Genomic DNA, 18,661 nt, shown 5'->3' on the forward strand with positions numbered 1-18,661 from the left:
ATTTGTCTCAGCCTTTTGGATTGAAGATAAGGTCATCTTAGAAACACTCCTAAGGAAAGTTTTGAGTATTTTTTTATTTGACAAATATAAGTAGACGGTGTATACTTTATAAAAAGTAGACAACGTATACTTCGATAAGGAAAGGTGGTCAAATGAAACGGAATACGGAAGAACTGAAAGAAAAGTTAATTTCGGTCGGCATTGAAGAAATCAGAACTAACGGGATTGACCGGATGTCTATGCGTACAATAGCTCAAAAATGTGGGGTGACTCATGGAGCTCCCTATAAGCATTTTGGAAGTAAAGATAGATATATTCAAGTTGTTATGGAACACTTATCAATGTTCTTTTTGAAAAATATGATACTTGGAATTGATACTTCCATAGATGCAAGAACTCAACTAACTCTGATGGGCTGTAACTTTGTAAGGTTTGCCCAAGAGGAAACCTATCTATTTGAAGCATTATTTATCAAATTTCCATATAACTATATGGAGTTATCCCAGGAAACTATTTCAGTCAACTCCTCTTTACCAGGATTTGAACATTTTAAGTCGGTAGCGTTAAGACTTAAAGATGAGGAAAATCTTTCTAGTGGTGACGCAGAAATTTTGATCCATTTTTGGAGTTTTATTGCTGGTTTGGCTCTATTGGTAAGGAGTCCTGTTGGAGAAAGCTTTAAAGAAAATGATGTTCAAAAGACCGTCAGAACGATGCTTGATATTTATATAAAAGGAGATAGCTGATGAATGTTTTAATAATCTATTCACATCCGAATGAAACAAGTTATAATGCATCAATCCTTCAAACTGTGCAAAAGCATTTAGCACCAGAGCATGAGGTTAAAATAGTAGACTTATATAAAGAAAACTTTGATCCGGTTTTACGTTTTGATGAAAGGCATAAAAGGAGAGATTTACAGCATAATGAAGACATGAAACCGTATAGAGATTTATTGAGTTGGGCGGATCAGTTGATTTTTATTTTCCCTACTTGGTGGAGTGGAATGCCAGCTATTTTAAAAGGTTTTATTGATCGTGTTTTTGTTGCAGGTTTTGCTTATCAGAATGGACCTCGAGGTCCGGTGGGGCAACTAGATGGAAAAGCGTGGATCATTACGACGCATAATACGCCAAAAATTTTTCTTCCTTTTTCTCAAGACTACGCAAAGGTTCTAAAATCTCAAATCTTGAAACCCTGTGGTATTAAACCGGTTAAAATGACACAAGTTACACGAGTGGAGTATATGAGTGATCGTCAACGGAAAGAAGAACTCGAAAAAATCGCACAGATAACCAAAAGGATTTAAAAACGTGCGTTACAAGTCATGATAGAGCATACAGAAGATGGGTAAAGAGGCTGGGACAAAAAGATTTCAATTTTTAAAAATCTTAATTACTAAGCCCTTCAAATCTATAATTAAATGCGAAAAGCGAACAAAGCAGAATTCTGATTACCAGAAAACTAGTTTTGTTCGCTTTTTATATTTGAGATCGGACTTTTGTCCCAGCCTCTTTATTTTATATTGTTTTTAGAATTAAAATATTGAGATTAAGATTTATCTTTCTTAAACGCCCCTGCTTGTGCATACAATAACCATGATAAGGTAATCATAATAGCTGCGAAAACAGAAATTCCTGAGAATCCTGTAAATTTCACAAAGAGAACTCCTCCCACTATACCTGCAATTGTTTCACCTAAATACATTACTGCATTTGATAATGAAGAAATCGTACTTCGTGCATTTTCAACAGTACCTTGCAAAGTCGTCATAAACAAAGGAAAAATAAATCCATTATTTATATAGATAATTGTTAATAAAATTTCGGCTACCCAAAAATTATTAGCAAAAGGTAGAATAAGATAGAGGATAATTAATGTAAGTAATTCAGTTTTAAAAGTTCTTTGTAAACCAAATCTTTTAACCAATTGACTTCCAAATAAAGACCCCAATAAGTTACCCGCACCAATAGCTATAATTGCAGTACTAATGTTAGTTAAACTCATATTAAAGTCATTGGTAAACCATGTAGATATAAAGGTAATGGCTGTAAAAGAACCTGTTTGAAAAACAAAATAAGCAATTAGATAACTAACTGATTTTTTATTAGTTAGGACATTTTTATAAGCCTCTGTAAAAGAAATTCTATTTGCTTTTCCAATTTCAAGTTTTGGTAGAAAAATATGGATTAAAATGAGAAGTATTAAGGAAGCAAACGCAATCGTATAAAAGGGAGTTTGCCAAGAAAAGTTTGCCAGATAGCCACCAATAGGTACCCCAGCCATTTGAGAAACGGATAAACCAGCGGTCGCATATCCCATAACCTGCACAATATACTTTTTATCAACAACAATAGGAATTGAAGCCCAAACTTGTGGAGTTACAAATGAAGCACTGATACCTGCAAATAAGCGAAAAAGGAGCATTAAAGGAAAACTTGTTGCAAAACCACATAGAAAAGTTGAAATGGTAAAAGCAATCAGCCCATAAGTCATTACTTTTTTTCTATCACGACCATCTGAAATTGGGCCTGATATAAGGGCAAATACAGCATAACCTATTGCATATGCGCTGACCATCCAACCAGAAACTGAAGAATTTATATTATATAGGTTTGCTAAAGTTGGAAGCAGTGGAGAAATTAAAAATGTATCAGTTCCTATAATGAACATTGTTAAGAAGAACAAAAGAGAGTATTTTTTCATTGTATATTAACATCACTTTCTAAGAATATTTTTGTTATAAGTTATAAATATATACTTTACGTAATAATGGCTATCCAGTTCTGTTTCATAAAACACCTCCTTTTTAAATTTAATAGTTAAACAATTATTGAACTATTAAATTTTATATTATCACTATAATGCAGAAAAGTCAACGACGGCCGTACAAAAAATTGACAAGTGTTTATTTCAATAGTAAAATTACTTTATGACTATGAAACAATATAACCTTAGCGAAGATGATTTAAGAGTTAAAATTTTTAAAGCATTAGCAGATAATGTTCGTCTAAAAATTATTAGATTACTGTACAGAGCGAATACTGAACTAAGTTGTGGAGAAATTGGCGATTTGCTCATTATTAGTAAATCAGCTGCTTCGTATCATTTTAAAACTTTGCGAGAAGCTGGTCTTACTACAACAAGAAAAGTAGGTCAGAATAAATTTGTAAAGTTAAATCATGAGACATTTGATACTTTCTTACCTGGCTTTCTTAATTCTTTAGACAAATAAGCAAATGCATTTCAACTAGACCAGTAGTTTTTTTGTGTTAACGGGGAGGTATACCTAAATTGTCAAATTAAGTTAGATTTTTCATGTCATGTAACTCAGAAAAACTTGGTATGGTGTTTGATAATTTAGGAAATTAAAAAAATAAACATTATATCCTTAGGTGAGGCAAAATTCATGGATTATGTAGCAAGATTACATTTGAAGACTGGGACTGATTTCAGGCAGGGATTGGTAGATTTCTGTTTAAATAGAAAAAAACAGTATGTTGCTATTGGTTGGAGTAGTCAAAGTGAAGATCTCTATCGCGAGAGCTTTCAAGAGTATTATTACAGGGTTAAAGAGATATCTGGAAGAGCTAATCCAGCAATTAACGTTTTTAGGGATGCTAAAGTAGACGACTTATTCTGGACACGAGATCTGGATGGTAATTACTGGATTTGTAGAGTTATATCGCCTGTTGAAGTAGTATGTGATAAACGGTTGGATATTGGAGCAGTCTTACCAGTCGAAGCTTATAATTTTGGAATGCAAGTACCTGGCCAAATTAAATCGTCTTTCAATAGACCTCGGGGTGGTACTGTTGAAAAAATTCGTGATGGAATAATAATTGAGTATTCGAAAACGATTTTTAATCAATTATCAAGCAGTAAATATTATAAGGTTATTCAACAAGAGGGTAATCTTTTGGATAATCTACCAGATTTTGACTTAGAGGAACTTGTAATATCTTATTTACAAATAAAAGAGAACTATTATGTTCTGTCTAATTCAATAGCAAATAAATCCACTACAATTAAGATCGAGTGTGAAATGATTTCTAGGGATGTTTGTAATCTTAGAAAAGCGGTGCTTCAAGTAAAGGGGAAAAAAGCTAAGGAATTGGATGCTTTAGAATTCAATAGATATGTTGAGGATGGGTATATAGTATATCTGTATGCACCTAAAATAATCAATCTAAATCAGATTGGCAATGTGGTTCGAATAACTAATGATGACCTATTAGATTTTTACAAGAAAAATAAACCCATACTCCCATTATCAATCACTAAGTGGGGAACTCTATTCGAGGGTAATAACAGCTAAGTTGTTTACTTGAAATTTCCCTAATTCAATAAAACTTATACAAATTTTTTGAAATAAAAAAAGCAGTACAAGTCTGCTAGAATTTGATGTAAAGCTGTTTTAAAATTGCTTAAAATAAAGCCTTGTCAAACCAGGTCTTACGATTTGTAAGTAAAAGAACAAATAAAAAAGAGGAGCTTCACAATAAAGCTCCTCTTCTTTTACATATCCGAATCATTATTCTTATTTCAAAAAAGGTAGTGAAAAAGGTAGTGATTCGGTTGATTTATATTGCAATGTAGTGAAATTTAGAATTTCAAGAATCGCTTAAAATCAAGGTTCCTCACATCTATTGACGTGTAGTGAATCCCTATTTCACCTCTGTAAACACAACGTGTTTGCGAAGTTTTGGTGAGTATTTCTTCAATTGAAGACGGTCTGGAGTGTTACGTTTGTTTTTAGAAGTAAGGTACAAGCGTTCACCAGATTCTTTGTGTTCAAGTGTAATATTTACGCGCATGGTATCTCCCTTCTATTATTCAGCTGATGCAGCTTTAGCGATCTTACGTCCTTTGTAGTATCCTTTAAGTGATACACGGTGAGAACGTGAGTAATCTCCAGTAGTTTCGTCAAAGTTTACAGATGGAGCTGTTACTTTGTAGTGTGTACGACGTTTGTTTTTCTTCGCTTTTGAAGTGCGACGTGCAGGTACTGCCATTTTGATTTCTCCTTTTAAGATATAAATTCAGTTAGGTTTGATTTTCATCAACTTTAATAGTATATCAAAACTTTTTTGTAAAGTAAAGTTACTTGACAAAAAAAGATAAAAAAATTTTCCTATCCAATCTTATGGATAGGAAAATAGACTAAATATCAATCTCGAATGGTTCATCAATGGTTTCTGAGACGTATTTTCCGTCTTTTTTCCGTTGTTTGACGCATTCGGTGAGAAGATATTCAATTTGCCCGTTAACTGATCGGAAGTCATCTTCTGCCCATGATGCGAGTGCAGCATATAACTTATTCGAGAGTCGAAGGGGGATTTGCTTTTTTTTAGCTTCTGCCATTTCTAATAAAGGCTTCCTGCATTGACAATTGGTTGTGCATCATGATTGCCACAGAGAACGACTAGGAGATTGGAAACCATCGCTGCTTTACGCTCTTCATCTAGTTCAACCAACTCTCCTTCATTGAGACGTTCCAGTGCCATTTCAACCATTCCTACAGCGCCGTCTACAATCATCTTACGTGCATCGATAATAGCAGATGCTTGTTGACGTTGAAGCATGACGGCAGCAATTTCTGGTGCATAAGCTAGGTATGTAATACGTGCTTCAAGGATTTCCAAACCAGCGTCCTCTACACGACTTTGAATTTCCTCACGAATACGTTTAGCTACAATCTCACTAGAACCACGGAGGCTTCCTTCATCGGCTTGCCCATCACCTGTAGTATCCACATTAGGAGATACATCGTAAGGATAGATGCGGACAATATTACGGAGGGCGCTATCACACTGCAATGAAAGATATTCTTTATAGTTATCTACGTTGAAGACTGCTTTGGCTGTATCGACAACTCTCCAAGTTACCGCGATTCCGATTTCAACAGGGTTACCTAAACAATCGTTAATCTTTTGACGAGAATTACTCAAAGTCATAACTTTGAGAGAAATCTGTTTCTTGCCAATTTCAAGGCTAACATCATTGCCATTTGATGATTTCATCCCTGAAAAAGGAGATTTTGTGCTAACATCGCCACTTTGTCAGAGTCGAGTGTGGATTGCAGGATTGACCGCTATACTGAAGGGATTGACAAAGTAAAAACCAGGTTCTTTGATGGTACCTGTATAATTACCAAAGAGGGTCAAAACCAGAGCTTCCTGAGGTTTGACAACTTTTAAACCAGCATGAGCTAGAACTGAAATTAAGATTAATAAAAGTCCGATAATAATTCCAAAAATGTTTTCTGAACCAGCACCCATGATAAATATAAAGACACCAAGTACGAGTGCCAACTCGATAAGTATCAATGCTACTACACCATTTGGTTTTGAATTGATTAGTTTTTCAGTCATCAGAATGACCTCCCATATTTGATATCTAAATGATATCACTTTAATTTTAAATGTCAACAAAAATATGCAATCTTTTTTAAGAAGATTTCAATGGTTTGAATTGTCTGAAAATTCAAGAATTTTCTTCTGTTCATTGTTTTTAAAATATGCTATAATGGTAAAAACTGAAATGGGAGGGAACTTAATGACAGAATTAGATAAACGTCACCGCAGTAGCATTTATGACAGCATGGTTAAATCACCAAACCGTGCCATGCTTCGTGCGACTGGTATGACAGATAAGGACTTTGAAACACCAATTGTGGGAGTCATTTCGACTTGGGCAGAAAATACACCATGTAATATCCACTTGCATGACTTCGGTAAGCTTGCAAAAGAAGGTGTCAAATCTGCTGGTGCTTGGCCGGTTCAATTTGGAACCATTACGGTAGCAGACGGGATTGCCATGGGAACGCCTGGTATGCGCTTCTCTCTAACGTCACGTGATATCATTGCGGATTCTATCGAAGCTGCTATGGGTGGTCACAACGTGGATGCCTTTGTGGCTATCGGTGGCTGTGACAAGAACATGCCTGGTTCTATGATTGCTATTGCCAATATGGATATCCCAGCTATTTTCGCTTACGGTGGTACTATCGCCCCTGGAAAACTGGATGGCAAAGACATCGACTTGGTTTCTGTATTTGAAGGAATCGGTAAGTGGAACCACGGTGATATGACAGCTGAGGATGTGAAACGTCTGGAATGTAATGCCTGCCCTGGCCCTGGTGGTTGTGGTGGTATGTATACTGCTAATACCATGGCGACAGCTATCGAAGTTCTCGGTATGAGTTTGCCAGGTTCTTCATCTCACCCAGCTGAATCAGCTGACAAGAAAGAAGACATCGAAGCAGCAGGACGTGCTGTTGTTAAGATGCTGGAGCTCGGTCTCAAACCATCAGATATCTTGACTCGTGAAGCCTTTGAAGATGCCATTACTGTGACTATGGCTCTAGGTGGTTCTACAAATGCCACTCTTCACTTGCTTGCTATTGCCCACGCAGCTAATGTTGACTTGTCACTTGAGGACTTTAATACCATCCAAGAACGTGTGCCTCACTTGGCCGATTTGAAACCTTCTGGTCAGTATGTCTTCCAAGACCTTTACGAAGTTGGTGGTGTGCCTGCGGTTATGAAGTATTTGCTGGCAAATGGCTTCCTTCACGGAGACCGTATCACATGTACTGGTAAGACTGTTGCTGAAAACTTGGCTGACTTTGCAGACCTCACACCAGGTCAAAAAGTTATCATGCCACTTGAAAATCCAAAACGTGCAGATGGTCCGCTTATCATCTTGAACGGTAATCTTGCTCCTGACGGTGCAGTTGCCAAGGTGTCAGGTGTTAAGGTTCGTCGTCACGTTGGTCCAGCCAAGGTCTTTGACTCTGAAGAAGATGCTATCCAAGCTGTCTTGTCAGATGAAATCGTTGATGGCGATGTTGTCGTTGTTCGTTTCGTTGGACCTAAGGGTGGTCCTGGTATGCCTGAGATGCTCTCACTTTCTTCAATGATCGTTGGTAAAGGCCAAGGAGACAAGGTTGCCCTCTTGACAGATGGACGCTTCTCTGGTGGTACTTATGGTCTGGTTGTCGGACATATCGCCCCTGAAGCTCAGGATGGTGGACCGATTGCTTACCTTCGTACAGGTGATATCGTTACGGTTGACCAAGATACCAAAGAAATTTCCATGGCCGTATCGGAAGAAGAACTTGAAAAACGCAAGGCAGAAACAACCTTGCCACCACTCTATAGCCGTGGTGTCCTTGGTAAGTATGCCCATACCGTATCTTCTGCATCACGCGGTGCCGTTACAGATTTCTGGAATATGGAACAATCTGGTAAAAAATAACTAGAAAATAAGCAGTCGCTAAATGACTGCTTTTTCTAGTTATTTGTATTTTCTCATAGAATGTTATAAAATCTTTGCTCTAACTATGATTACAAAGGAGAAACAATGTTTTCACAAAATACAGGAATTATGCTCTACGTAGATGATGTAGCAGTGGAGAGAGACTTTTGGTCTGCCATTGGATTTGAAGTTTTTAATCAACCAGAAATAATGGAATTTGAAACTTTTGAGATGAAACCTCACGCTGACAGTACGCTGACTTTCACTATCTATGCTAAGGATTTTATTCGTCAAGTATCACCGGAGGTAGTTGATATGAAACCCAGCCTACTCTTTGAGTCAGCAGATCTTCACGGTCTTCATAAACGCCTAGCTGCAGTGACTGATACCACTAGTTCGATCAATACTCAACCTTTCCCTAACTTTAACTTTGCAAATTCAAGCGGACACTATTTTGCAGTTAGAGGAATCTAATAACAAAAAGGCTCTCTGTTTATTAGCAGAGAGCCTTTTTGTTATTAGCGCGGTGGTAGTCCAAGTGCTATACGTCCATAGCGACTGATGCGTGTAATCTTCCAGGCAGGTGACCAGGTAACTTTAACCCTAACATCCTCAATTCCTTCAATCTGTTTCAGACCTGCCACAATTTCAATAGGTAAACTTTCTGCACAGTCACAGGCTGTATCGGTGAAGGTCATGACAATTGTACAAAGACCAGCCTCGTCCAAATGAATCTCGTAAATCAAGCCAAGATTATAGACATCTAATTCCACATCTGTATCGTAAACTTTTTCTAGCTTGTCAATGATTTGATTTCCTAATGCTAAAGCACGGTCATTAATCTTGATGTCTTCTCTCATTGCATTCCCTCCATTTTCTGACTGCACCTATTTTCTCATAATTCTGACAATTTGGCAAGTTTTTCCCAATCAAGACGTGATCCGACATAAAAACGAAAGCCTAGAGATTGCCATAGTTGAGCCAAACTACCCAAAGATCTAATAACCTAGAGTAAGACGATATTGCCATAGGTTAGAGAGAGAAGCTTAGAGAATGAATTATTTTCTAAGAAGTACTTTCTAAAAAGAAAAAGTAGAGAACGGTCATCTCTACTTTTTAGATATTATTTTGACTTCACAGGCTTATCTGCCAAGGCCTTGATAGCTGATGCTATCGTTTCTGCGTAGAGCTTAGCACCCTCTTCTAATTTGGTATTATCACTTCCAAAGTGAACTTGGTCCGTTCCTTTCCAGATGTCTGGATGATCTTTAGACACTTGATTCCAGTCTGCAACCTCAATGTAAGGATACTTTTGAGCTACTTCACGCACATAGCTAGCATACTGTTCTACATAAGGCTGAGTTGCTTGAGTTGTATCACCCTCATAAGGTGTCACAAGTACAAGCTGATGTCCCTTAGGTAGATTTGTTATCAAAGAATCGATATCAGCCTTATAATCCTCAGGGTTATTCACTCCAGTAGCAATAACAACTATTTTAGGGAGGACTTTATTCTGACTGTGGTTGAGCATAATAGCATTGGCTTGCTTAGTATTTCTGCTTACTTGACCATCTGTCTGAGCGTCTGGTAGAACCTCTTTAAGTCCAGGTGTTGCGCGCAAGGTTACAGAATCTCCGATAATGGATACACCTTCAGCAATATTGTAGCGACTGGCTTCTGCTTGATCCGCCATGGTTTTTGTACGGGTAATATTGGTTTGAGCTTGATTGAGGCCATTTACCATCAAATCCGTTTCAAAAGCACCGACTTGGGGAGCTATGAGCATCACAATCAGTGTCAGCAAGCTAAGAAAACCGACGCTACCCGCAAAGATTGGTTGAATATGCGGAATTTCTTTTACCTTTTGCAATAAACTAGTGTTCTTCCCGGCAATGAAAGGTTCAATCACATAGAAAGAAAGGCTTGCAAAGAGATAAGAAAAGATAGTGGTGAGAATCACTGCCGGTAGATTGCTCATCAACTGAGAGAAAATGATATAAAACGGCCAGTGGAAAAGATAAACGGCATAGCTCGTATCAGCTAAGAAGCTAATTACCTTTGGTTCTTCAATCGTCGGAGTTTTCTCATGTAAAACTCGTGCTGCAACGATCATCAGAAGGGCAGCTAAACTTGCCAACAAGAAACCAAGCAAGTAGGCAAAGAGATAATTGAATTTCACAAAGAAGGTCAATAAGAGTAAAACTCCGAGACCAGCCCCAAATACTAGCAAGGTCTGTTTCAAGTCTAGGGTTTGATTCAAACGTTTGAGAAGAGGTGTCGTATGACGAACTCCTATCAAGGTCGCAAGCACACTTCCTAAAAAGAATGGATAAACATGAGTCAAACTTGAAAAGTAAAGCGTTGAGTATGAGCTAACGATAAAGCTACCAATAAACATTGAAAGAAAGCTAACGACGAAGGTAGCTGAAGATAGTAGAAAAACCATTCCCCGTAGTTGCCCACCTGTTTTGGCTTGCTTAGACATAAGCCAAACTGCCAAGCCCCACAAGATATAGTAATGAACTTCAACCGCTAAACTCCAGTTGTGAACAAAGAGGTGAGGGATAAATTGAGATTCATAACTTCCTCCTGTCAGCATTTCATAGAAGTTAGTCATAAAACCAAGGACACCAGCAATCTGACCACCGATTCCTGCCACATAATCCTGTCGAACCAAGAAAGTAAAAGGCATAACGACCAGGATCATCAAGACGACTGGGGGAAAAATCCGATAGAAGCGTCTCCTAAAAAATCCTAAGATATCGATTTTCCCTTTTTGTCCAAATTCTTCTAACAGGAGTGATGTAATTAGGAAACCTGAGAAGGTGAAAAAGACGTCAACCCCGAAGAATCCTCCAGGAAAAATCGTCTGAAAGAAATGGTACAAAAGCACCAAGAGTAAGCCTGTAATCCTAATCAAGGAAAACCATTTAATACGCATACGAGTTTATTCTCCGTTCATTAGAGTAGTAAAAAAACCATCTAATGTTCATTCCATATTACCTTTATTTTATCAAAAAAAGCAGAAAAATCCTAAGAGAAAACTTAGGATTTGAGCTTTACTTAGAAATTGCGCCCTGACTTGTTATAGCCATATTTTTCAACAAAATGCTCACGGAATTCCAAGAGATTATCATCCATAATCGCTTGACGAACCTGCTTCATAAGGTTGAGCAAGAAGTAAAGGTTATGGTAACTTGTCAAGCGGATACCAAAGGTTTCATCGGCCTTAAGCAGGTGACGAAGGTAGGCACGGGTATAGTTCTTACATGTGTAGCAATCGCACTCAGGATCAAGAGGTGTAAAGTCCTCTGCAAACTGGGCATTTTTTACAACCAAACGTCCTTGACTTGTCATACAAGTTCCGTTACGAGCGATACGGGTCGGCAAGACACAGTCAAACATATCGACCCCACGAATAACCCCATCAATCAAGCTATCTGGCGCTCCCACTCCCATCAAGTAGCGAGGTTTGTTTTCAGGAAGGAGTTGAGTGGTGAAGTCCAAAACTGCGTTCATCTCTTCATGAGTTTCACCTACTGCCAACCCTCCGATAGAGTATCCCGGGAAGTCCATGCTGACAAGGTCATGAGCTGACTGACGACGAAGATCTTCAAATCCTGCACCTTGTACAATCCCAAACAAACCTTGGTCATGTGGACGACGATGAGCTTTTAATCCACGCTCAGCCCAACGGCTGGTACGTTCGATTGACTTCTTCACATAATCATAAGGCTGATAAAATTGAGGACATTCGTCAAAGGACATCATAATGTCTGACCCTAGATTGTTTTGGATAGAGATGGCTTTTTCAGGTGATAGAAACATTTTAGAACCATTGAGGTGGTTCTTGAACGTTACCCCTTCTTCTGTGATGTTACGACTATCCGCTAGAGAGTATACTTGGAAACCGCCACTATCCGTCAAGATAGGTTGGTCCCAGTTCATGAACTTATGAAGCCCACCTGCTCGAGCAATCAACTCATCTCCAGGACGCAGCCACAAGTGATAAGTATTAGATAGGATAATCCCTGAACCCATCTCTTTCAACTCTTCTGGTGATTGGGTTTTGACCGTTGCTTGAGTCCCAACTGGCATAAACATAGGAGTTGGGAAGGTTCCGTGTGGCGTGATAATCTCACCCAGACGAGCTCCCGTGTGTTTTTCTTTTTTAATCAAACGATATTTGATTGGTGAATTTGACATTTTTACCTCCGAAGCTGGGAAAGACAGTCCCAGTTCTTACTTTGTGCCCAAGGGCATACTGTATGATTCTATCAAAAAAAACAGGAACTGTCACTAACTATGGTATAATGAAAGAATGAAATACCAAAAAATTGATTTAAAAGAAGTTCGTCAACAAGCTAAACAGTTTCAAGCTGAACATCCACGTTTATTGCTTGTCTTTTTATTACCAAGCATTTTCTTGATTCTATCCAGCTTTATAAGTCCATTATCCCTACTTGATGAGGGAATTCTTGAGCAATCCTTCTTTACTTTTTTGATGAGCTTGATCCAGTCCTCACTCTTTCCTCTAGCAGTTGGATTCACAAGTTCTATTATCCTAGCTGGTGCTCTTTTTACAACCATTAATCTTTACAGAATTTCCGAGATAGAGCTTTCTTTTAAAGATAGTCTGTCCTTACTTGACAATCGCTTCTTCACCCAGACCTTTCTGACTCTCTTGCTCAAGCGTTTCTATCTCTTTTTGTGGAGCATCCCTAATCTTTTTGGAGTTTACTTGCTCTTTTACAGCAGTGCCATGGCTCGTAAATTTGTAGAACTTCACCCTGAATTTCCAGCTGTCGACGTCACCAATTCAGATATCGAACATTTTCTGCTCACTTTTGCACTCTACTTCTTTGGTAGCGTCTTTCTGATGATTTTGGGAACCATTGCCTATCTGCCGCAATACTACGCTTATTCCCAAGTAGAGCTGCTCCTTTGTGATACCCTTGCAATTGGAATTGCCAAGCCAAGTCGCGTACTCAAAACCAGTCGCTTCCTTATGAAAGGCTATAAGTTCCAACGCTTCGTACTTGATTTACAACTCCTACCATGGTATCTTCTTATCTGGATCAGCTTTGGAATTGCGAGCATCCCTTCTTTCCCTTATATCTATAGTAGTCAATTCTTCTTCTATCAAAGATTACTCGAAATCAAGCGGAGAAAAGTTTAATGTGAATGATTAAAACCAGTACCTTCTATGGAAAGTGCTGGTTGTTTTTATTTTAAGAAAAGGATACTTAGCAAGGTTAGAATAGCTGGTCCACCTTGCTTTAGAATGATTTTTTTATCTGCTGTTAAAGCCCCATAAGTCGCTGCTCCTATGACAAATAACACAAAGATTGTTACAATTTCTAAGCTATGTGAGAAATAAATTCCGTAAATAAGAAATACTCCAATCAAGGCATTATAAATTCCTTGGTTTTTAAACAGTGAGGTGACAGAGGGTCGAGTCAACTCTTCCTTGTCCATATTAAAGACACGGCTGGTTGCATCTGATTGGGTTGCCATACTCTCCAAATAAAAGATATAAAAATGTTCGAGGGCAACAAGGGTTGCCAAAATAGTAGTAATGATTGACATCGTTTTCTCCTTAAAATCCTATATTTTCTAAACCTGACACTAGTTTCGTCAGTAAAGTTGTTAGGTCTTTCTGCTCGGCTGTCGATAAGATGCTCTCCATCTGTTCCTTCACCTTCAGGTGACGTTGAGGCGGATTAACCAAGAGTTGATTCTTGGCTTCTTGGGTTAATTCAACTAAGACTTCTCGCTGATTGGCCGGATTACGCTTGCGACTGACATAGCCCTCTGACTCCAGTATCTTAAAATGACGGGTCAGGGCTGCCTGGTCAATCTGCAACTTCTCCTGAACGGCAATCTGGTTGCAGGGTGACTTTTGAAGTAAAAATTGCAGGATTTGATAGCGGGTCAAACTAATTCCCAACTGTTTCTCAAAAAGTTGTGTGATGGTCTGATCTGTTAAATGGAGCTGGTACAATAAGTCGTTAATTTTTTTCATTTCTACCTCCCTGCGTAAACTTGATTTATCAACTATTGACTTATCAAGTATATTGCAGAAAGATTAAAAATGCAATTATTTTGCTTACTCACGAAAAATAGCCTCTTGGTTTCAATCGCAAAAGGCTATTATTTCTATATTCTAGATAAAATCCAGCACTAACCTACCAAATCTGCTCGAAGGATTTCTCCCTCTTTATCAATGACAACTTCGATGGCATGGCCTGCAAAAATTTCTTCACGATCATCATAGTAGAGGGTCAATTCTCCATCTTCGTTGATCGATAGTTCACTCAAGGAAAGAGAGTTGGTAAAATACTCTTCTGTTAACTCCACATCATTTTCATCTGAATCTATCCAGTCTTGAGCTGTTTCCCAGAGTTCTTTGACAATATAGTCTTTAATCCGAGTATCTTGAACTTGGAAAGTTCCCATAAATTTCTTTAGATCATCAAAAGAACTTGGAGGGAGACTTTCATCTGCACTCGCAGCAAAGATAGCATGAATCTTACCACCCTCGTAAGTGATAAATCCTTCAAACCAAGAATAGGCTCTGTTTAAGGTGAATTCGCCAATATCGTCTTGAATGATGACCGGTTTTTGATAGGTTTCAATCAAGGTCTCTAACCTAGAGTCTGAGGATTGGTCATCTAGGTATTCCAGCAAGTGGTAGCAGTTATTAGCTACTTCTGACATATATGGCTCTAGCTCCATGAAGGGGCGTTTTTGGCATTTGATATGATGAATTTTGTAGGGTTCAAAACTAAAGCCCCAATGTTTTTCTTTAAATTCTTCCGGAGTCAGGAGCCATTCCAAACGTCCTTCAAGTTCAGAGAAGTCCTGAGTTTCAACATTGACACTAGCTTTAAAATGAACGGACGGCATTTTACAACCATCTTTTAAAGAAGCAGCCCCATTTACATTTTGGAGGGTAAAAATTAAGAGTTCGACAATTTCTCCGCAAAATTCCTGTTCAAAATCATCTCTTGTTTTCTCAAATGGAGTTTTTAATCGGTTTGTCATTCTTTTCATCCTTTCTCTCTATGCTTAAAAGCGTTAGTACGATTTTGTATTCGCTTACATTCTAACATGTTTTAGTTTTTATTTCACTTATCAATACTATTTTACACAAAAAGAAGCTACACTTTTAAATGTATAGCTTCTTATTATTCTTAATTCATAGATACGTGAACGTGGTCATAGTGGTTTTCTGTGATACTACCACGGTCTGGCATTGGATTCCAAGTGTAAGCCGGTCCATATTTACTTGGGTATGGTGCGTAGAAACGTTGTTTCCAGATGATGTAGCTAATGCCACGGCTAGCCATATTTTGGATAGCATAATCTGCAATTTGGTCTCCAAGAGCTGAGCTTACTGGGACCATAAAGTCAATTGCAAGGCCTTTTCCGTGGTCTCCGCTATCTCCAGGACGGTAGCCGCTAAATGATGTGATACCAAACAAGTTAGCAATTTCTTCTTTAAAGGCAGCCGTTTGTGGTTGTAGACCTGCATTTTCTGACTTTGAAGCTGCAATACTTGCATAATCAGGTGCTGCTGGTGCTGCATAAGTCGCTGATGAACCTTGGCTTGCTTCAGCTTGGTAAGTTGATGGTGTTGATTGAGTCTCTGCTACAGTTTCTGTAACAGGAGCTTCTGTTGTAGTGGTTTCTTCCACTACAGGTGTTTCTGCTACTGCTTCTTCTGCTGGTGCTGAAACTTCTGCCGTAGTTTCTGTCACTGGTTCTGCTGCTGGTACTGAGGCTTCTGTTGTAGTTTCTGCTACTGCTTCTTCAGTCACTTGTGGTGCTACTGGCTCAACTTGAACTTCTGTTTCTTCAACTGGTTGAGTTAAATCTTCAACCTGTACAGTTTGGTCATCTACAGTGACTTGGTTGGTTGTCAAATCTGCTCTTGCAGTTGTGCTTTCACCTGCCTGAACTGTGTCAGGGGTTTGGATTTCAACTTCCGTCACTTCTTCCTCATCATTAACAGTTGTAGTAAGCACTGTCTCAGGGAAAATCAGATCAATATTGCTGATCTTGTTCAAGTTAGCAAGAACGGTCACATCCACTCCCAAAGCTTCGGCAATGGTACTTAGAGTATCTCCATACTGAATCGTATAGCTTGTTTTATTCTCATTCTTAGTAACATCGTTTTGAATTTGCTCAACACTGCGCGCTGTCCATACTAGTTCTTCTGCTTGAGTTGCCAATACAGGGGCAAAGGACAAGGCTACTGTTGATGCTAAAATAATTCTTTTCTTCATACTATCAAACTCCTTTTCAAATGTAGTACCTGTCTATCATAACACAAAGAAAATAGAAAAAAAGCCCTTTTGGGGCTATTTAACAGAACTGTACATTCGTTGTAACAAATCACATTACTTGAAATAGTTTGTTAGTTTCTTGTCATTAGGCTGACACATTCTTCTTGAAGAAAATTCTAGAAGGAAAACGAACTAATATCTTCTAAACGCTCTATCTGTTGATTACAAGTTGCAGGTGAGGCAAGAAAATTAATACTCTGAATCCCACTATTTTGGGCAAATTCGATATCCAAAGTCCAATCGCCGATATAATAAGTCTGCTGAGGATTTAATCCATACTTATCTAAAAGATAAATCGCAGCTTCTGGACTAGGCTTCCGAGCAAAGCCACTTTGATTGGTTAAAATTTCTGTGAAATAGTGGGCCAAACCCAAATTCTCCAAAATTGTAAAAGCATTGTCCCCTTTATGGGTATAAACAAACTGCTCAATCCCTTGCTGGTCTGCCCAAGCTAAGATTTCACGCGCCCCTGGCATCAGAACCACTTGAGCATTCTTCTCAGCCAAACTCTGAGCACGAACCTGATTGAGCATATCTGCATCCAAGCCTCTTTCTTCTCCCACCTTTTCCAACAGATCTTGAACGGAAGTTTGTAGAATAAAGGCACGAACCTCAGCCTTATCATAAGGAATGTCAAACTGGGCAAAAGTCTCTTCGATTCCTGCTAAAATAGCCTCATAAGAATCCAACAAGGTCCCATCTAAATCCCAAATAAATCCAATTTTTTTCATATGTCATCCTTTCAAAGAGATATATTGCTTATAACGATAGCGTAGGAAAATCCAGCGAAAACCATTATCCAAAAGCATTCCTGCCCAAATACCAGGCAAGCCCCAACCAAGAACAATTCCCATCAGATACCCTGTTCCGATACGGATACACCACATTCCGATACTTGTCGCATAAAAGGGGAGGCGTGCATTTCCCAAACCCTGCCAGACAGCTGTATAAATGACTGTTCCCGTCGTCATAGGAGTCCCTAGTAGAGAGAACAGCGTCACCATAACACTAGCTTCAATAGCCACAGGATCACTAGTATAGAGGTGACTTAGGGGCGTTCCGAGAGCATAGATACTAAGTGTTAAGGGCAACATAAGAAAGAGGGAAAGCCAAAAAGTTTGCTTACTTAAGTTGTCTACCCTTGCCCAATCATCTTCTCCAACTGCTCGAGCCACCTGCACGACTGTTGCTGTCGCGACACCAAAGGCTGGCATATAGTTAAACTGAGTCAAGACTTCACCGATTGCATTTCCTGCAACTGCCTCAGTTCCGAAAGAAACAACCAAGGCAATAATGACCACATCACCAGCCCTCATCATGAGACGTTCTCCCGCTGCAGGTAAAGCCAAAGTCAGCAAGTCTTTGTCCAGTCCAAAATTTGGTCTCATATATGGAAGTTTTAATTGCGACCACAAAATCACAACCCCAACCAAACGAGATAGAATGGTCCCCCAAGCTACACCAGCTATCCCCATATCAAGGATAAAAATGGCGACACTTGAAAAAAGGATGTTTAAAGCATTGGATAAAAAACTAACATAAAGCGGCAGTCGAGGATTGTGGGTAGCGCGAATCAAGGCTCCTAGACTAGTCATCAAGCCCAAGAGGACGATTGTCCCACCGACCAAAGCTAGGTATAGTCCACCACTCTCAGCTACAGACGCTTCTGTTCCTAAAAGTGCAATCATCTCTCGTCCTGCAAAGATGGATAAGGCCCCTAAAACTAAACTCAGTAGCAGAGTAATTTTAAGTGCTTCTGTCACATGATAGGCTAGTCTAGATTGATCTTTCTGTCCCAAACTTTTTGATATCACACTAGAAATTGCTGCTCCCAAGGCAATAAAAATGGCCTGATAAATGGTGATAATGTTACCAGCTACAGACACACCCGAAATGGCGATTAAGCCCAGATGGGCCACCAGATAGCTATCCACCATTCCCATGAGCATCTGCAAGAAATTTTCACCCATGGCTGGCAGAGCTATGTTGAGAATGTCTTTATATTTCTTAAACAATCCTTCCTCCTGATGAAAAGAAACTCAGTTAGT

20 protein-coding genes and 1 pseudogene are annotated in these 18,661 nt (G+C 38.9%); 7 read left to right on the plus strand and 14 right to left on the minus strand.

Annotated elements, in window-relative coordinates; translation table 11 throughout:
- Positions 1-152: 152 nt before the first annotated feature.
- Together HMPREF2619_RS02380 and HMPREF2619_RS02385 are read left to right on the plus strand one after the other, a co-directional pair.
- On the plus strand, positions 153-746 hold the full coding sequence (locus HMPREF2619_RS02380; RefSeq protein WP_049503230.1) for a TetR/AcrR family transcriptional regulator: 594 nt from the start codon (positions 153-155) through the stop codon (positions 744-746).
- A complete protein-coding gene (locus HMPREF2619_RS02385; RefSeq protein ID WP_070458764.1) occupies positions 746-1,309 on the plus strand; it encodes an NAD(P)H-dependent oxidoreductase in 564 nt (187 codons plus the stop codon). The genes HMPREF2619_RS02380 and HMPREF2619_RS02385 overlap by 1 nt, the downstream gene beginning before the upstream one ends.
- 242 nt (positions 1,310-1,551) lie before the next feature.
- On the opposite strand, the gene HMPREF2619_RS02390 is transcribed toward HMPREF2619_RS02385, so the two are convergent.
- Entirely contained in the window at positions 1,552-2,706 is a 1,155-nt protein-coding gene (locus HMPREF2619_RS02390) for an MFS transporter (RefSeq protein ID WP_070458766.1), read from the minus strand.
- A gap of 226 nt (positions 2,707-2,932) precedes the next feature.
- Between HMPREF2619_RS02390 and HMPREF2619_RS02395 the strand changes: the two genes are divergently transcribed.
- Together HMPREF2619_RS02395 and HMPREF2619_RS11565 are read left to right on the plus strand one after the other, a co-directional pair.
- Positions 2,933-3,235 carry an ArsR/SmtB family transcription factor gene (locus HMPREF2619_RS02395; protein ID WP_006146248.1) on the plus strand — a complete coding sequence of 101 codons (303 nt, stop codon included), beginning with the start codon at positions 2,933-2,935 and terminating at the stop codon, positions 3,233-3,235.
- A gap of 174 nt (positions 3,236-3,409) precedes the next feature.
- Positions 3,410-4,318, plus strand: a complete 909-nt coding sequence (locus HMPREF2619_RS11565; RefSeq protein WP_070458768.1) for a ribonuclease D — start codon at positions 3,410-3,412, stop codon at positions 4,316-4,318.
- 349 nt (positions 4,319-4,667) lie between these two features.
- On the opposite strand, the gene rpmG is transcribed toward HMPREF2619_RS11565, so the two are convergent.
- From rpmG to HMPREF2619_RS02420, 4 genes and pseudogenes are all read right to left on the minus strand, one after another.
- Complete coding sequence (gene rpmG / locus HMPREF2619_RS02405) at positions 4,668-4,817, minus strand: 50S ribosomal protein L33 (protein ID WP_001265622.1); 150 nt, start codon at positions 4,815-4,817, stop codon at positions 4,668-4,670.
- A gap of 15 nt (positions 4,818-4,832) precedes the next feature.
- Complete coding sequence (gene rpmF, locus HMPREF2619_RS02410) at positions 4,833-5,015, minus strand: 50S ribosomal protein L32 (protein ID WP_000290417.1); 183 nt, start codon at positions 5,013-5,015, stop codon at positions 4,833-4,835.
- A 148-nt stretch (positions 5,016-5,163) separates the two neighbouring features.
- Positions 5,164-5,364, minus strand: coding sequence for a type II toxin-antitoxin system antitoxin (locus tag HMPREF2619_RS02415; RefSeq protein ID WP_000796543.1), 201 nt, complete (start codon positions 5,362-5,364; stop codon positions 5,164-5,166).
- Between the two features lie 2 nt (positions 5,365-5,366).
- Positions 5,367-6,374: pseudogene (locus tag HMPREF2619_RS02420) on the minus strand (SPFH domain-containing protein).
- 184 nt (positions 6,375-6,558) lie between these two features.
- Between HMPREF2619_RS02420 and ilvD the strand changes: the two are divergent.
- Together ilvD and HMPREF2619_RS02435 are read left to right on the plus strand one after the other, a co-directional pair.
- Entirely contained in the window at positions 6,559-8,262 is a 1,704-nt protein-coding gene (gene ilvD / locus HMPREF2619_RS02430; protein ID WP_049502667.1) for a dihydroxy-acid dehydratase, read from the plus strand.
- Positions 8,263-8,367: 105 nt separating this feature from the next.
- Positions 8,368-8,736 (plus strand): VOC family protein, encoded by a 369-nt coding sequence (locus HMPREF2619_RS02435; RefSeq protein WP_049502668.1) that lies wholly within the window; start codon positions 8,368-8,370, stop codon positions 8,734-8,736.
- A gap of 44 nt (positions 8,737-8,780) precedes the next feature.
- On the opposite strand, the gene HMPREF2619_RS02440 is transcribed toward HMPREF2619_RS02435, so the two are convergent.
- The 3 genes from HMPREF2619_RS02440 to tgt all read right to left on the minus strand — a co-directional run bounded on the left by HMPREF2619_RS02440 (position 8,781) and on the right by tgt (position 12,468).
- Positions 8,781-9,122 carry a metal-sulfur cluster assembly factor gene (locus HMPREF2619_RS02440; protein ID WP_001206377.1) on the minus strand — a complete coding sequence of 114 codons (342 nt, stop codon included), beginning with the start codon at positions 9,120-9,122 and terminating at the stop codon, positions 8,781-8,783.
- Positions 9,123-9,385: 263 nt separating this feature from the next.
- Positions 9,386-11,203 carry an acyltransferase family protein gene (locus HMPREF2619_RS02445; protein ID WP_070458773.1) on the minus strand — a complete coding sequence of 606 codons (1,818 nt, stop codon included), beginning with the start codon at positions 11,201-11,203 and terminating at the stop codon, positions 9,386-9,388.
- Between the two features lie 122 nt (positions 11,204-11,325).
- Entirely contained in the window at positions 11,326-12,468 is a 1,143-nt protein-coding gene (gene tgt, locus HMPREF2619_RS02450; protein WP_070458775.1) for a tRNA guanosine(34) transglycosylase Tgt, read from the minus strand.
- 115 nt (positions 12,469-12,583) lie between these two features.
- Here tgt and HMPREF2619_RS02455 point away from each other — a divergent pair, with 115 nt between their 5' ends.
- Complete coding sequence (locus HMPREF2619_RS02455) at positions 12,584-13,441, plus strand: DUF975 family protein (protein ID WP_070458777.1); 858 nt, start codon at positions 12,584-12,586, stop codon at positions 13,439-13,441.
- 47 nt (positions 13,442-13,488) lie between these two features.
- Here HMPREF2619_RS02455 and HMPREF2619_RS02460 read toward each other — a convergent pair whose 3' ends face one another.
- The 6 genes from HMPREF2619_RS02460 to HMPREF2619_RS02485 all read right to left on the minus strand — a co-directional run bounded on the left by HMPREF2619_RS02460 (position 13,489) and on the right by HMPREF2619_RS02485 (position 18,628).
- Positions 13,489-13,851, minus strand: coding sequence for a DUF1304 domain-containing protein (locus tag HMPREF2619_RS02460; protein ID WP_070458779.1), 363 nt, complete (start codon positions 13,849-13,851; stop codon positions 13,489-13,491).
- Between the two features lie 10 nt (positions 13,852-13,861).
- Positions 13,862-14,287, minus strand: a complete 426-nt coding sequence (locus HMPREF2619_RS02465) for a MarR family winged helix-turn-helix transcriptional regulator (protein WP_070458781.1) — start codon at positions 14,285-14,287, stop codon at positions 13,862-13,864.
- A 158-nt stretch (positions 14,288-14,445) separates the two neighbouring features.
- Complete coding sequence (locus HMPREF2619_RS02470; RefSeq protein WP_070458839.1) at positions 14,446-15,309, minus strand: DUF2262 domain-containing protein; 864 nt, start codon at positions 15,307-15,309, stop codon at positions 14,446-14,448.
- A 149-nt stretch (positions 15,310-15,458) separates the two neighbouring features.
- On the minus strand, positions 15,459-16,553 hold the full coding sequence (locus HMPREF2619_RS02475; RefSeq protein ID WP_070458783.1) for a LysM peptidoglycan-binding domain-containing protein: 1,095 nt from the start codon (positions 16,551-16,553) through the stop codon (positions 15,459-15,461).
- 176 nt (positions 16,554-16,729) lie between these two features.
- The gene (locus tag HMPREF2619_RS02480; protein ID WP_070458785.1) at positions 16,730-17,344 is read right to left on the minus strand and encodes an HAD-IA family hydrolase; all 615 of its coding nucleotides are present in this window, start codon (positions 17,342-17,344) and stop codon (positions 16,730-16,732) included.
- Positions 17,345-17,347: 3 nt separating this feature from the next.
- The gene (locus HMPREF2619_RS02485) at positions 17,348-18,628 is read right to left on the minus strand and encodes an MATE family efflux transporter (protein ID WP_070458787.1); all 1,281 of its coding nucleotides are present in this window, start codon (positions 18,626-18,628) and stop codon (positions 17,348-17,350) included.
- Between the last annotated feature and the right edge of the window lie 33 nt (positions 18,629-18,661).

Source organism: Streptococcus sp. HMSC074B11 (genome assembly GCF_001808705.1).
Taxonomy (GTDB): Bacteria; Bacillota; Bacilli; order Lactobacillales; family Streptococcaceae; genus Streptococcus.

Bases quoted from the DNA above. Each gene is read 5' to 3' on its own strand.
- HMPREF2619_RS02380 (WP_049503230.1), top strand. From the start codon at position 153: ATGAAACGGAATACGGAAGAACTGAAAGAAAAGTTAATTTCGGTCGGC.
- HMPREF2619_RS02385 (WP_070458764.1), top strand. From the start codon at position 746: ATGAATGTTTTAATAATCTATTCACATCCGAATGAAACAAGTTATAAT.
- HMPREF2619_RS02390 (WP_070458766.1), bottom strand. From the start codon at position 2,706: ATGAAAAAATACTCTCTTTTGTTCTTCTTAACAATGTTCATTATAGGA.
- HMPREF2619_RS02395 (WP_006146248.1), top strand. From the start codon at position 2,933: ATGACTATGAAACAATATAACCTTAGCGAAGATGATTTAAGAGTTAAA.
- HMPREF2619_RS11565 (WP_070458768.1), top strand. From the start codon at position 3,410: ATGGATTATGTAGCAAGATTACATTTGAAGACTGGGACTGATTTCAGG.
- rpmG (WP_001265622.1), bottom strand. From the start codon at position 4,817: ATGCGCGTAAATATTACACTTGAACACAAAGAATCTGGTGAACGCTTG.
- rpmF (WP_000290417.1), bottom strand. From the start codon at position 5,015: ATGGCAGTACCTGCACGTCGCACTTCAAAAGCGAAGAAAAACAAACGT.
- HMPREF2619_RS02415 (WP_000796543.1), bottom strand. From the start codon at position 5,364: ATGGCAGAAGCTAAAAAAAAGCAAATCCCCCTTCGACTCTCGAATAAG.
- ilvD (WP_049502667.1), top strand. From the start codon at position 6,559: ATGACAGAATTAGATAAACGTCACCGCAGTAGCATTTATGACAGCATG.
- HMPREF2619_RS02435 (WP_049502668.1), top strand. From the start codon at position 8,368: ATGTTTTCACAAAATACAGGAATTATGCTCTACGTAGATGATGTAGCA.
- HMPREF2619_RS02440 (WP_001206377.1), bottom strand. From the start codon at position 9,122: ATGAGAGAAGACATCAAGATTAATGACCGTGCTTTAGCATTAGGAAAT.
- HMPREF2619_RS02445 (WP_070458773.1), bottom strand. From the start codon at position 11,203: ATGCGTATTAAATGGTTTTCCTTGATTAGGATTACAGGCTTACTCTTG.
- tgt (WP_070458775.1), bottom strand. From the start codon at position 12,468: ATGTCAAATTCACCAATCAAATATCGTTTGATTAAAAAAGAAAAACAC.
- HMPREF2619_RS02455 (WP_070458777.1), top strand. From the start codon at position 12,584: ATGAAATACCAAAAAATTGATTTAAAAGAAGTTCGTCAACAAGCTAAA.
- HMPREF2619_RS02460 (WP_070458779.1), bottom strand. From the start codon at position 13,851: ATGTCAATCATTACTACTATTTTGGCAACCCTTGTTGCCCTCGAACAT.
- HMPREF2619_RS02465 (WP_070458781.1), bottom strand. From the start codon at position 14,287: ATGAAAAAAATTAACGACTTATTGTACCAGCTCCATTTAACAGATCAG.
- HMPREF2619_RS02470 (WP_070458839.1), bottom strand. From the start codon at position 15,309: ATGACAAACCGATTAAAAACTCCATTTGAGAAAACAAGAGATGATTTT.
- HMPREF2619_RS02475 (WP_070458783.1), bottom strand. From the start codon at position 16,553: ATGAAGAAAAGAATTATTTTAGCATCAACAGTAGCCTTGTCCTTTGCC.
- HMPREF2619_RS02480 (WP_070458785.1), bottom strand. From the start codon at position 17,344: ATGAAAAAAATTGGATTTATTTGGGATTTAGATGGGACCTTGTTGGAT.